Here is a 14,101-nt window from a genome sequence, read left to right as displayed (position 1 = left end):
CTCTTTTCATAATGTTTTTTGCTTATTAAATTTCGTAGTTGATATAAAATGCGACACAGTGAAAATTCTCTTTTGCAACGTTCTCTCTGGTTCTAATGATGACTTAGTGCTTGGATCCGCTCCGTCAGAATACTTCGCTTTCCGCGGGCAGGGCTTCAGCCTTCGAAGCGGAAAACCACCATTGCGGGGTCTTCAGACTCGTGCTGGGGCTGCGCTAACTCGCCCCACCGAAAACCATTGTTCCCGCAGGACAAGGAATGCTTCGGCAGCGTTACATCGCACGCAGAAAATTGATCTGTATTTTCAAGGAGTCTACGTATTCTGCCTCCGCTGGTAGTGGAGCTCTGATTATCGACAGGGGAAAAGCCATGGATTTTAACATTACACGGACTTTTTCTCCCTTGAACAGAAATTCACTAAGCAATAGCTGAATGTAATGAGTTTTTAAATCACAACATCAGTGGAGGAAATACACGGAGACTTCTGCGGGAGAAAAGGCCTAGATGAGACCCCGCAGAGCGATAGCTCGAGGAGGCTCAGCAGCCGCCCGCGGAAAGCGTAGTGTATTTCCGAAACGGTAGGAGAGCAGTTTCTTAGTTATGTCACAGTTTATATCTATTGTGTAAAAAACAATCTTTTAGAAAAACAGCCTAAATAAAAAAATCCCCTCTCTGCGATTGCAGGGACGAGATATTCGCGGTACCACCCTAATTATAAACGAAACTTCATTTATCACTTGTCACAATAACGGTGTGGGTGCCGACAGGGTTTACCTATACTCAAGTTTAGCTTTCCATGATTCTTTATCTAAGAATTTCTTTCAGCTAGCGAAATCCCTCTCTTGTAGATAGGCTATCATGTACTTAGAACTTTCAACGTTTTTCGTATTAAACTAGTTTAGCGATATTATAGAAAATAATTGTAGAAATGTCAATGTTGAACCCTAATTCTGACTAGATGTGTCGTGATAACTTTTAAAATCGTTAAAGTCGGAACAGCTACAATCATCCCAATAACACCACCTAATTCTCCTCCTAGAAGCAAGGCGAAAATGATAGCTATTGGATGAATATCAATACTCTTTCCAACAATATATGGAGATAACAAGTTACTTTCAATTAATTGGATAACGAATATTCCTAGTAATACAAAAATAATTAATTTAGCTGACATTGTTAAAGTAATAGCAACCGCCGGAATAGCACCAATGATTGGTCCGAAATAGGGAATTATATTTGTTAAACCCATGATAATGGCTAACAATAATGCGTATTTAATATGTAGCATCTGAAAAATGATAAACGTCGTTAGACTAACAAACAAACAGACAATAAGTTGCCCACGAATATAATTTCCCAGACTTTCACCGATTGCACGAAACAATTCCCCGTATTGCTCATGATGTTTAGTAGGAATCCATTTTTTGATAGAATTTTTTATTTTCGTGAAATCCTTCAAAAAATAAAAAACAAGAACAGGTATAACCGTAATTGTTACAATCATATCAAATACTCTTGTAAATCCACCAACCAATTTCCCCAATAAGTTTTCCATTGACGTTTCAATTCCAGCTATCAACTGATCCATTTTATCATGAACAACTTCCGGCAAAAATGACGTATATTCATACATTTGATAAATCAAATTTTCATACATCTTAATTAGTTGTGGTAACTGTTCATTTAAATCACTTAACTGGTGAATCACCGCTGGATATACACGGTAGACCAAATAAGCAATTCCGCCAAAAAACAAAATATAGATTAATAAAATTGCTATACTTTTTGGGATATGATAAGTATGTATTTTTTTAACAACTGGGTATAACAAATAGGCAATTAAGCACGCGATGATGAATGGAGCCAATAGACGCCAAAGAAAAGAAAAAACAGCTCCATATAACGGGAACAGTTTAACAAGTAAATAAATAAATAAACATACAAAAATGCCGATAACAATCCAATAGAGAAATAGCAACGGTTTTTTTTGCTTAATCATAACAAGCGCTCCTTCGTACAGAAATAGCGTATATGCAACGAAGAGCTACCATTGTATTCTTCTCTCATCATCCGTAAACAGATCATTTAACGAGCTTAATGAACCATCAGCTTCAATTTGATGTACAGCTAGTTCGTTATTATCAGCAATCGATAATTCAATAAAGCAATTCCAGCAGTAAAATTGTTGAGAGCCGATTTTTCCAATATTTTTCCCTCTACAATTCGGGCATTGTAACATAGATAATGCTCCTTTGTGTTAAAAATTACATTATTATGTTAGCTTAACCGCGAATTGTATAAAATATACATTTGTCACATGAAATCATATGGCGTTAGTTCTTCCTCATCCTCTTCAGATGTCGCCATTTCTTGATTCGTTAATCTCTCCTGTAGCAATTCTTTTAACGACGTAAACCTAATGTTCGTATCCAGTGTCTGCACTCCACGAAGAAAAGCATTAACTTCACCACAAATGATTAAAGATTGTTTACTTCTAGTTATGGCTGTATACAGCAGATTTTTGCGGAGCATGCGATTATACGTTGACACCACTGGCAACAGAACGATTGGAAATTCGCTCCCTTGTGATTTATGAATCGAGATACAGTATGCATGCATAATATTAACATAGTCCTTTCGCTCATAAATAACCTCTTTCCCCTCGTAGGCTATAACCAATTGCTCAACTTGTTCCGTATTCTCATCTTCTTCAAAAATAGCAACAACTTCTCCAATATCTCCATTATAAACATGATCTTCCGGCTGATTAACTAATTGAATCACTTTATCACCGACTCGGTAACAAACATCTTGCAGCTTAACTTCGCGTTTTTGGTTCGTTTTCGGGTTAATCAATTGCTGCAGATGTTTATTGATCATAGTTATTCCCGCTTGCGAGCGATACATTGGTGCAAGTACCTGGATATCTTTTGTATCAAGTCCTTTATTCTTTGCTTTTTCATAAATTTTCACAATCACATCAATCATTTGCTGCTCATGACAGGGGATGAAACTGAAATCCTTATCATTTTGCAACGATTCTACTGTACATATGTCATTTTTGATCTGATGGGCTAATTGAATAATTTTTGACCCTTCTTTTTGACGATACACTTCGCTCAACTGGACATACGGAATGAACGTACTACCTAATAAATCACTTAGTACCTGACCTGGTCCGACTGATGGAAGCTGGTCTTCATCACCAACTAACAATACCTGCATATCATCAGGAATTGCTTTAAATAAACTGTTGGCAAGCCATATGTCTACCATTGAAAATTCATCAATAATAATAAATTTTCCTGCTAGTTGTTCATGTTGGTTTTTCTCGAAGCCGTTTTTGCCATCCCACCCCAGTAACCGATGGATTGTTACCGCTGGAAGACCAGTGGATTCATTAAGACGTTTTGCTGCACGACCTGTTGGCGCAGTTAAAACAAATGGAAAGTCAGTTTCTGTATCATAATCCTTAGGGTCCATGGAAACAGCGTGAATTGCTGCGTACGCTTGTAAAATTCCTTTAATAACCGTTGTTTTTCCTGTGCCTGGGCCACCAGTTACAATGGTTATTTTTGAATCAAGCGACTGATTAATTGCTTTAAACTGTTCTTTTCCATAACTAAGTATTTCCTCTTCTTCAATTTTACCTATTATCGTCATTAATTCTGCTAGCGTTGTTTTTTGTTCAACTGGTTTTGAGATCAATCGTTTTAAATGGGAAGCAAATCCATCCTCCGCATAATAGAGAGAGGGTAAATAAACATGTCCATTTTGTAAAATAATAATCTTTTCTTTGTTTAGTTCTTCCAATCTATCCTGAATGGTTTCAGCTGATAACGTGAAATCTGCGTTATAGAGTAGACGAATAACTTGCTCCACACAACTGTCTAATGGTAAATAAACATGTCCATCTTGAACACTTTTTTGCAAAACATAAATACACCCAGCACCAATTCGATTTGGGTGGGTTAATGATAATCCATTCTGACTAGCTATTTCATCAGCTTTTTGAAAGCCAAATCCTTCAATATCAAACACGTATTGATATGGATCCTCCTCAAGTTGTGTAATGGCATCTTCTTTATATTCCTGATAAATTTTCTGAGCCATTTTTAACCCAATTCCGTATTTGGCCAAATAGACAACAATATGCTCAAATCCTTGATTTTCTTGCAAGTTCTTAACCAATGTATCTGCTTTGTCCTTTTTAAGACCTGGAACTCCATCTAACACAGATGGCTGATTTAAAATCTTAGAAATAGCGTTTTCACCTAAATGGTCAATAATCCGCTTCGCTGTCTTTTTACCAATTCCATGAAATAAATCGCTGGACAGATAGGCAACTAGTCCATCTTTTGTATTTGGGATAACCGTTTGATAGGAGGTTACCTGGTATTGTAGGCCAAATTTAACATGCCGTTCGAATTGACCATAAAAACGATATTTTTTACCGGTTTGCAAATTTGAGAAATAGCCTTTTGCTACAACATCTTTCTCACGATAATCTTCATTTGTGTCTTGAATTTTAATTTTCGCAATCGAAAAGTGTTCTGTTTCATTATGGAAAATCGTGTATAGAAGTTCACCAGTAATATAGCCTTGTTCCTCGTCTTTCATCATGTCCCTTTCATGTGCCATCACAACTACCCCACCATCTTACGCATCGTTATGATTTAACAGTTCTTCCACCATTTTCTTACCATTAGCAGCCAAAACGTGATCGGCTTGAATATTCAATGCTTGATCAAAATGTTTTAATGCTTCTTCAGTTTTGTCATGGTACAAAGCAATTACACCTAAATTATAGTGTGCATCACTATGTTCAGCGTTACGTTTCAATACATTTTCAAAAACAACTTCAGCATCCGAAATTTGATCGGTCTGTGCCAATGATAAACCATATTGGAATAATAATTCAGCATCCTCTTGATCCAGTTCCGTTGCTCGCATGAGGTATGGCAAAGCGAGTTTAAATTGCTCTTGTTGTTGTAACGTCAAGCCTAACATATAGAAGACATCCGCTTCTTCTAAGCCCAATTCAATCGCTCTTTGGAAGTTTTCTTGCGCTTTTTCATAAATAGATTGCTCAAAATATACATTTCCTAAACCATAATAAGCTGTAGCTGCTGATTCGTCCAAGGTGATGGCTTTTTCAAAAAATGCCTTTGCACGTGCTAGTTCGTTTATATGGACTAATAGATTCCCAAAATTAATATAGCCCAACGGATCATCTGGATTCGCTTCAATTAATTCGTTAAACAATTCTGCAGCTTCTTCATACTTTCCTTCTTTCATATACGCTATTGCTTGTTGATTTTCATTCATTTTAAACATCCTTTTTCATTAACTTCCCATTATATTGGTTCTATACGTACAAAAATAAGGACCTTGACTCTCAAGCAACTTGAGAGTGTGATCCTACTTTTTTATCCAACATAATCAAGGTATTGGTCGTCTTTGATTATTTCATCAATTGTTCCTCCGCCAAGGCAAACATCTCCATCGTAAAACACAACGGATTGGCCAGGTGTTATGGCACGCTCGTTCTCGTCAAATACAACACGGACCTTGCCATTTTCAAGCTGACTAACCATGACACTACTATCTTTTTGACGGTAGCGAAATTTCGCTGTACATGTTAATGGGTTGCTTAAATCAACTTGGCTAATCCAATTAACATTAGAGGCAATTAATCCATCTGAGTACAATGAATCATTAGCAAAGCCTTGTTCAACATATAATACATTGTCTTTTACATCTTTTCCAACAACAAACCACGGATCACCAGCACCGCCAATTCCTAGTCCTTGTCGTTGACCAATTGTATAATACATGAGCCCATCATGTGAACCTTTCACTTCTCCTGTTAATGTACTCATTGTACCAGGTTGAGCAGGTAAATACTCGCTCAAAAAATCTTTGAAATTGCGTTCACCGATAAAACATATACCAGTGCTGTCTTTTTTCGTTGCTGTCGCAAGGTCATGCTCTTTCGCAATTTTACGCACCTCTGGTTTAGGCAAGTGGCCCAATGGGAACATTACTTTTGCTAATACATCTTCCGTTAATTGATTCAAGAAATAAGTTTGATCTTTGTTGTCATCTACACCGCGCAGCATTTCATAATGCCCGTCCCGATAACAGACTTGTGCATAATGCCCTGTCGCCAAATAATCAGCCCCAAGTGACATTGCGTGTTCCAAAAATGCTTTAAATTTAATTTCTTTATTACACATGACATCTGGATTTGGTGTTCTTCCCGCTTTATATTCATCAAGGAAATAAGTGAAAACCTTATCCCAATATTGTTTTTCGAAATTAACCGCATAATATGGTATCCCAATCTGATTACAAACACGGACAACATCGTCAAAATCTTCGGTTGCTGTGCATACACCATTTTCATCCGTGTCATCCCAATTTTTCATAAAAATACCAACAACATCATAACCTTGTTCCTTTAACAGTAAGGCAGCTACAGACGAATCAACACCACCACTCATTCCAACAACTACCCTAGTATCTTTTTTATTTTTCATGTTGTTCACCACCTTATTTTCAAGTTAGTCGTTTCACAATTGCTGTCACACGTTTTGCTGCTTCTTTAACATTTTCCGTTGTATTAAAGGACCCAAAACTAAATCGAATCGAGTTCGTAGTTCGGTCGTCTTCACTTCCGTACATCGCAGCTAAAACATGGGAAGGTTCTACAGATCCAGCGGTACATGCACTTCCACTGGAAGCGGCAATCCCTGCTAAATCAAAATTTGTTAATAATGCTTCTACATTTGTTCCTGGAAAACTAATATTTAAAATAGATGCTACCTGAGACTTAGGATCACCATTTAGTTGATAGGTAATTTGTTCCTCATCTAACACTCCGAGAAAAAGCTGTTTAAAATCCGTGTACTGCTTAACACGATGGGCTCTAGTTTCAGTTGCTAGTTCTACTGCTTTTTGAAAACCTACAGCACTTACAACATTCTCTGTTCCTGCACGACGTTTTCTTTCCTGCTCACCGCCAAATTGCAATGCATGTAGTTTCACACCATTATCTACATATAAAAATCCAATTCCTTTTGGTCCGTTAATTTTATGGGAGGACACGGAAAGCAGATCAACCCCTAATTTTTTTACATTTAATTCCATTAATCCATATGCTTGCACCGCATCCGTGTGAAAACAAGCCTGATGGTCATGCAGTAACTGTCCGATTTCCTGAATTGGTTGTTTAACCCCTGTTTCATTGTTAACAGTCATAATGGTGACAAGGATGGTATCGTCTGTCAATGCCTCTCTTAAATCATCTATTGCAATTTTCCCATCTTGATATACTGGCAAATACGTAATACGAAATCCGTTTTTCTCCATATATTCTGCAGTACGCAATGTTGCATGGTGTTCCTGAACAGTTGTAATAATATGGTTACCCTTATCCTTGTTAGCCATTGCAGTACCAATTATCGCCAAATTGTCTGCCTCTGTTCCGCCACTTGTAAAAATGATCTCTTTTTCGTTGGCGCCAATACTACGAGCCATATCCTCCCTGGCCTCATCCAAGTAACGTCTCGCCTTGCGTCCAAATGAATGAATACTGGACGGATTGCCAAACACTTCTTCATATATTGGATACATGGCTTCCATGACGCGTTTATCAACTGGTGTTGTTGCAGCATGATCCAAATAAATATGTTCCATTTTTTACCTTTCCTTCCTATATATTATATATAAAACATATAAGGTTCTTGTTGTTGATCATTTTCATGGTTTTTTAAGTCGGATAATGTGGTTGTATCTAATACATCCTTCACCGCATCCCTAACTCGCAACCACAATGCCTGTTTAGCAGGTTCTTCTTCTTCAATACCTTCAACAAGCGTAATTGGTCCTTCCAAAACACGGATAATATCGCCTGCTGTAATTTCATCCGGCTCCTTCGCCAAAATATAGCCACCATATGCGCCACGAACACTTTTAACTAATCCAGCATTACGCAACGGGGATGCTAATTGTTCTAAATAATGTTCCGATAATTTTTTGTCACGGGCAATTTGTTTTAGAGAAATTGGTCCATCACCAAATTTTCTTGCAAGCTCGATCATGATCGTCAGACCATATCGCCCTTTCGTTGATATTTTCATTTATGACACCTCAATTGATTGCTTTCAAGCCAGTTATCTTATCTTAATACATATAATTATAGCATGAATAGGCTGTTCCTTGCATTTTTACAAGACTACAATTAGGCTTAATTATACAAACCATTATTATATACAAAGGAAGATTAAAATGAAACAGAAACCACTTGCCTATCGGATGCGTCCAACCCATATAGATGAAATAATTGGACAAGCCCACCTTGTTGGTGAGGGTAAAATCGTAAAACGTATGGTTGAAGCGGAGCAACTAGCCTCCATGATTTTGTTTGGCCCTCCAGGTACTGGAAAAACATCGATGGCTGTAGCATTAGCTAAAACACTCGGCATACCTGTTAAGATGCTTAATGCAGTAGTTGATAAAAAGAAAGATATGGAAATCGTTGTGGAAGAAGCAAAAATGACTGGCCAAGTTGTCTTAGTCCTTGATGAAGTACACAGACTGGATAAAGCCAAACAAGACTTCTTATTGCCTTATGTGGAAAGTAATTTGCTTACATTAATTGGTTGTACAACAAGTAACCCATATCACTCTATTAATCCAGCGATCCGCTCAAGATGTCATTTATTTGAATTGCATGGCTTAACGGCTACAGACATTAAAATGGCGTTAAAACGTGCTATTACTGATCAAGTGAATGGTCTTGGCGAACGTGATATTGTTATTACCGATGATGCACTTGATCACTTCGCTTTTGCAGCAAATGGTGACATGAGATCTGCGCTTAACGGGCTGGAATTAGCAGTTTCTTCAACACCTAAAAATGAAAGCCAGCAAATATCTATTACACTGGAAGTTGCAGAAGAGTGTATGCAAAAGAAAAGTTTCTCTCATGACAAAGATGGTGACGCACATTATGACGTCCTTTCAGCTTTCCAAAAATCGATAAGAGGCAGTGATGTCAATGCCGCCCTTCACTATTTAGGTAGATTGATTGAGGCAGGAGATTTAGATAGTATCGCACGAAGAATGATTGTTTGTGCTTATGAAGACATCGGGCTCGCGAACCCCCAAGCTGGACCACGCGCTGTTTATGCAGTTCAGGCTGCTGAGCGTTTAGGCTTTCCTGAAGCCCGCATTCCACTTTCGGTTGCGATTGTTGAGTTATGTTTATCACCAAAATCCAATACCGCTTATAAAGCATTAGATGCAGCATTGGCTGATATTCGTAACGGCAAAACTGGTGATATACCAAAACATTTGAAAGACTCCCACTATCAAGGTGCAAAAAATCTTGGTCGAGGTGTTGATTATAAATATCCACATAACTATGAAAGCGGCTGGATTAGCCAACAGTATTTACCTGATGCGATTAAAAACCGTCACTATTATCAGCCAAAGGATTCAGGAAAGTTCGAACATGCATTAAAACAAGTATATGAAAAAATCCAAAACGACAACAACAATGTAAACTAGTTGGTATAATTCCTTTTTCGAGCGGTCACAATAGATACTAGATAAATAAATCTACGGAATTATGATGATGGTTATTCGAAAAAGGAGATGAACGAATTGGTTAAAGTTAGACAAGACGCTTGGTCACATGAAGATGACTTGTTATTGGCAGAAACGGTTTTACGCCATATTAGAGAAGGAAGTACCCAATTAAACGCATTCGAAGAAGTTGGTGACAAATTAAATCGTACATCGGCGGCATGCGGATTTCGTTGGAACGCAGAAGTAAGACAAAAATACGATCATGCTATTGATCTGGCAAAAAGACAACGAAAAGAAAAGAAACGGGCCATTGCCGCAAATACGGAGAAACAAAAGGAGCCTGTCGTTTCTTTATCCCAACACAATGAGGTAATCGCACAAAGCGATGGAGAATTACTACAAAATATCGTAGACAACAATCCGATAGAAAACAAACCTATTGAAGCAACAATGGAAGAACCGACACTCACAATGGATATGGTCATACGATTTCTCAAGGAAGTTAAAAAAGACTATTATGCTTCTAATCAATCAAAACGAAATCTAGAAGAAACACAAAAAGAAAATACGTTGCTTCGAGATCATGTAAGTGAATTAGAAAAAAAATTAGCTCAAACCGAAGAACAATTAACCACCATTCAAGAAGATTATCAAGTATTCATGCAGATCATGGACCGCGCCCGAAAAATGACGGTCTTTGAAGATCAAGGGACAATGAAACCACCAGCGTTTCGCATGGACAAAAATGGAAACCTACAACAAATCGCTCAAAGCTCTGGTCAATAAGAAAAGCGTAAGCGCCCTTACAGGCTAAGAGCGCGACGTCCTGTCGCAACGCTTGTACTAGCACGTCCTGAGCGTCGTAGCAACGTACAAACTAGAGCATTCTGGGACTGCACTCCGTTCGTCCCACCAAAAGATCTGCTAGTTGCTGGGCGCTGGAGCTGGACATGGCTTAATCTGGGACTGCGATTACTCGTCCCACCGAAAAACTTTTGCTGTAAACATAACAGCGCCTCAAAATTTTATACTTTCTTTAATAAAAAAAACTCTTCCATTACGGAAGAGTTTTTTATTGTTAACCTACATGATCTTTGCAAAAATGCAATCCCAATTGTGCCGTTTAATTCCTGGTTTTGATCCCGCTCCAAGCAGGTGGGTGCCCTGTTCTATACGTTGTACGTCCTCGGGTTAAGTAAGTAGAGGCATGCACGCAGCAAAGAAACGCTAAAAAGCTCCCGTTTATAAAAATGTTCGGTCAAAACGAATATATAAACGCACACATCAGGATTGATAGCAAATCACAAACTAATTTATTCATGTGGAAAAAAGTACGTGTTCTTTATCTGTAAACTAATCATAGCATACACCATAAATTTTTTCAATATTGAACATTATGAAAAACGGATTACAATTTTAACATCTTTACGACATTTCGTTATTTTTATCATTTTTTTCCTGTAGTTGAATAGATAGCTCGTCCAATTGGCCAGAGCTAACTTCACTTGGTGCATCGGTAAGCAAATCTGATGCAGAAGCAGTTTTAGGAAATAGAATCGTATCACGCAAATTCGTTCTGCCTGCTAACAACATGATGATTCGATCTAAACCAAGTGCGATCCCGCCATGTGGTGGTGCCCCGTATTCTAATGCGTCAAGCAGAAAGCCGAATTGTTCTTCTGCAGCTTCTTTTGTAAATCCTAATACTTCAAACATTTTATCCTGCTGTTCTCGTTTGTAATTACGTAGTGAACCGCCACCAAGTTCATAGCCATTCAAGACAAGGTCATAAGCTACTGCACGAACGCTTCCGGGATCAGTCGTTAATTTAGCCATGTCTGCTTCAACTGGCATCGTAAATGGATGATGCGCAGCAAAATATCTTTCTGCATCCTCGTCATACTCCAATAATGGCCAATCCGTAACCCAAAGGAAATTAAACTTACTTTCATCGATAAGTTGCAATTCTTTCCCTAGCTTTAATCTCAATGCTCCTAGGCTGTCATAGACAACTGTAGTCTTATCTGCACAAAATAACAATAGATCGCCATCTGTTGCCTCTGCACGAGTAATCAAACCGTCTTTTTCATCATCCGATAAAAATTTAGCAATTGGTCCTTTTAATTCGCTACCTTCTAGTTTTAACCATGCTAACCCTTTGGCTCCATAAACCTTCACAAAATCTGTTAGCTTATCAATATCTTTTCTGGAAAAGTTAGCCGCCTGATTTTTAACATTTAATAATCCAACATTACCACCAGCTTCGATTGCTCCTTGGAATACTTTAAAAGAAGAATCCTTTACAATATCTGCTACATGAATAAGTTCCATCGCAAATCTTGTATCTGGTTTATCTGATCCATATCGCTTCATTGCTTCATCATAGCGCAACCTTGGTAGTGGCAACGTAATATCGATATCTTTTACCTCTTTCATGACCTTCTTCATCATATTTTCGGTCATTTCCATGATTTCATCACTAGTCATAAATGATGTTTCAATATCAATCTGGGTAAATTCCGGTTGTCTGTCCGCTCGCAAATCTTCATCTCGAAAACAACGGGCAATCTGATAGTATTTCTCAAAGCCTGACATCATAATTAATTGTTTAAATAATTGCGGTGATTGTGGCAATGCGTAAAATTCACCCGCATGCACTCGACTTGGAACAAGGTAATCTCGCGCACCCTCTGGCGTACTTTTGGTCAAGATAGGTGTTTCCATTTCCAAAAACCCATCCTGATTCAAAAAGTTACGAACAGCCTGTGTTGTTTTATGACGAAGTTTAAATGTATCTTGTAAAGTAGCTCTACGCAAATCAATGTAACGGTATTTTAATCGCAAATCCTCACTAACATCTGTTTCATCCTGAATCATGAATGGTGGATTTTTCGACTTGTTTAAAATAGTTAATTCTTCCGCTAACACTTCAATACTGCCTGTTGCCATTGCATCATTTATGGTAGAAGCTTCACGGTGAACCACTTTACCCTTTATTTCTACCACGTATTCACTTCGCACATTTTCAGCGATTGCCAAGGCTGCTTCTGAAATAGTTGGATTAAATACGACCTGGACAATCCCTGATTTATCACGCAAATCAATGAAAATTAATCCACCCAAATCACGGCGTTTTTGTACCCATCCCTTAAGCAAAACATCCTGATCAATCTGGTTTGTTGTTATTGTGCCTGCTAGTATTCGTTTGTTCATCATTCTTTTCCTCCTTGCAGCAAATCTTTCACTTGTTCGGTTACTTCAGTAATTGGGACTTCTCTTTGTTCACCGGTCTCCATCGATTTTATATTAATAACCTGGTTTGCTAGTTCTTCTTCACCCAAAATCAAAACAAATTTAGCTTGTAACCGGTCAGCAGATTTAAATTGTGCCTTCATTTTCCGACCCTGATAATCCTTATCAACCTGTACCCCCTGTTTTCTCAATTCATGGACAAGACGAACAGCTTGTTTTTCTGCTTCTTCACCAACAGCAACGAAATAGCAATCCAGCTTGTCATCAACAGGGATTGTAATATTTTCCACATCCAGCGCCAACATTAATCGTTCAATCCCAAGAGCAAAACCGATTCCCGGAGTATTCGGTCCACCTAATTCTTCTGCAAGACCATTATATCGACCACCGCCAGCAAGTGTCGTAATCGCACCAAATCCTTCTGCATCACTCATAATTTCAAATGCTGTGTGATTATAATAATCTAAACCACGAACCAGATTTTTATCAACGGTAAACGGAATTTCCATCATCGTCAGATATTCTTGAACTTGATTGAAATACGTTCTAGATTCATCATTTAAATAATCTAAAATGGATGGTGCTGTTTGCATTGCTGGGTGTTCACGATCTTTCTTACAATCTAAAATTCGCAATGGGTTTTGTGTAAGCCGCGCTTGACAATCGGTACATAATTCCTCTTTATGCGGTGAAAAGTGCTCAACCAAAGCCTGACGATAGTTTTGCCTGCTTTCATTATCTCCTAGACTATTGATCACAAGCTTTAGTGACTTTAGGCCAAGCTCCTGGTAACATGTCATAGCAAGACCAATTGCTTCAGCATCAACCGCAGGATCCGCACTCCCCAGCACCTCTACACCAAATTGATTTAACTGACGCATGCGACCATGTTGTGGCCGTTCATAACGAAACATCTGACCAAAATAATACAGTTTGACTGGTTGTACCGGTGAACCATACAATTTATTTTGCACAAACGCACGAACCACGGAAGCTGTACCTTCTGGACGAAGTGTTATACTTCTACCTCCACGGTCAAGAAACGTATACATTTCCTTTTGAACAATATCCGTTGAATCACCTACACCCCGTTCGAATAACTCTGTATGTTCGAACAATGGTGTGCGAATTTCTTGATAATGAAAGCGACCGCAAATCTCTTTTAGCATGTTTTCGACATATTGCCATTTCCATGAATCCTTCGGTAAAATATCAACTGTTCCACGTGGTGCCTTGATATTCATCGTAAAACC

At 38.3% G+C, this 14,101-nt stretch carries 11 protein-coding genes, 1 other RNA gene and 1 other annotated feature; of the genes, 2 read left to right on the top strand and 10 right to left on the bottom strand.

The window, feature by feature from the left end; genetic code table 11:
• Positions 1-678: 678 nt before the first annotated feature.
• Positions 679-885, bottom strand: a binding site (T-box leader).
• 45 nt (positions 886-930) lie between these two features.
• The 7 genes from C8270_RS11995 to cymR all read right to left on the bottom strand — a co-directional run bounded on the left by C8270_RS11995 (position 931) and on the right by cymR (position 8,143).
• A complete protein-coding gene (locus C8270_RS11995) occupies positions 931-1,998 on the bottom strand; it encodes an AI-2E family transporter (protein WP_106497059.1) in 1,068 nt (355 codons plus the stop codon).
• A 45-nt stretch (positions 1,999-2,043) separates the two neighbouring features.
• Positions 2,044-2,238 (bottom strand): hypothetical protein, encoded by a 195-nt coding sequence (locus tag C8270_RS11990; RefSeq protein WP_106497058.1) that lies wholly within the window; start codon positions 2,236-2,238, stop codon positions 2,044-2,046.
• A gap of 74 nt (positions 2,239-2,312) precedes the next feature.
• Positions 2,313-4,640: an SF1B family DNA helicase RecD2 gene (recD2, locus tag C8270_RS11985; protein WP_106497057.1), complete on the bottom strand. Its 2,328-nt coding sequence runs from the start codon at positions 4,638-4,640 to the stop codon at positions 2,313-2,315.
• Positions 4,641-4,658: 18 nt separating this feature from the next.
• On the bottom strand, positions 4,659-5,327 hold the full coding sequence (locus C8270_RS11980) for a tetratricopeptide repeat protein (RefSeq protein ID WP_106497056.1): 669 nt from the start codon (positions 5,325-5,327) through the stop codon (positions 4,659-4,661).
• A 101-nt stretch (positions 5,328-5,428) separates the two neighbouring features.
• Entirely contained in the window at positions 5,429-6,550 is a 1,122-nt protein-coding gene (mnmA, locus tag C8270_RS11975; RefSeq protein WP_325034757.1) for a tRNA 2-thiouridine(34) synthase MnmA, read from the bottom strand.
• A gap of 10 nt (positions 6,551-6,560) precedes the next feature.
• Complete coding sequence (locus C8270_RS11970; protein WP_106497054.1) at positions 6,561-7,700, bottom strand: cysteine desulfurase family protein; 1,140 nt, start codon at positions 7,698-7,700, stop codon at positions 6,561-6,563.
• Between the two features lie 23 nt (positions 7,701-7,723).
• On the bottom strand, positions 7,724-8,143 hold the full coding sequence (gene cymR, locus C8270_RS11965) for a cysteine metabolism transcriptional regulator CymR (protein WP_106497053.1): 420 nt from the start codon (positions 8,141-8,143) through the stop codon (positions 7,724-7,726).
• Positions 8,144-8,291: 148 nt separating this feature from the next.
• Between cymR and C8270_RS11960 the strand changes: the two genes are divergently transcribed.
• Positions 8,292-9,575 (top strand): replication-associated recombination protein A, encoded by a 1,284-nt coding sequence (locus C8270_RS11960; protein ID WP_106497052.1) that lies wholly within the window; start codon positions 8,292-8,294, stop codon positions 9,573-9,575.
• Positions 9,576-9,671: 96 nt separating this feature from the next.
• Positions 9,672-10,382, top strand: a complete 711-nt coding sequence (locus tag C8270_RS11955; RefSeq protein WP_106497051.1) for an RsfA family transcriptional regulator — start codon at positions 9,672-9,674, stop codon at positions 10,380-10,382.
• Between the two features lie 317 nt (positions 10,383-10,699).
• Here the strand turns inward: C8270_RS11955 and ssrS are convergent.
• The 3 genes from ssrS to hisS form a co-directional block, all read right to left on the bottom strand.
• Positions 10,700-10,890, bottom strand: a non-coding RNA gene (gene ssrS / locus C8270_RS11950) — 6S RNA.
• Between the two features lie 131 nt (positions 10,891-11,021).
• On the bottom strand, positions 11,022-12,809 hold the full coding sequence (gene aspS / locus C8270_RS11945; protein WP_106498528.1) for an aspartate--tRNA ligase: 1,788 nt from the start codon (positions 12,807-12,809) through the stop codon (positions 11,022-11,024).
• The gene (hisS, locus tag C8270_RS11940; protein WP_106497050.1) at positions 12,809-14,092 is read right to left on the bottom strand and encodes a histidine--tRNA ligase; all 1,284 of its coding nucleotides are present in this window, start codon (positions 14,090-14,092) and stop codon (positions 12,809-12,811) included. The genes aspS and hisS overlap by 1 nt, the downstream gene beginning before the upstream one ends.
• Positions 14,093-14,101: the final 9 nt, after the last annotated feature.

The sequence above is a fragment of the Lentibacillus sp. Marseille-P4043 genome, from assembly GCF_900258515.1.
Taxonomy (GTDB): domain Bacteria; phylum Bacillota; class Bacilli; order Bacillales; family Amphibacillaceae; genus Lentibacillus_C.
This window is presented reverse-complemented; position numbering and strand designations above follow the sequence as displayed.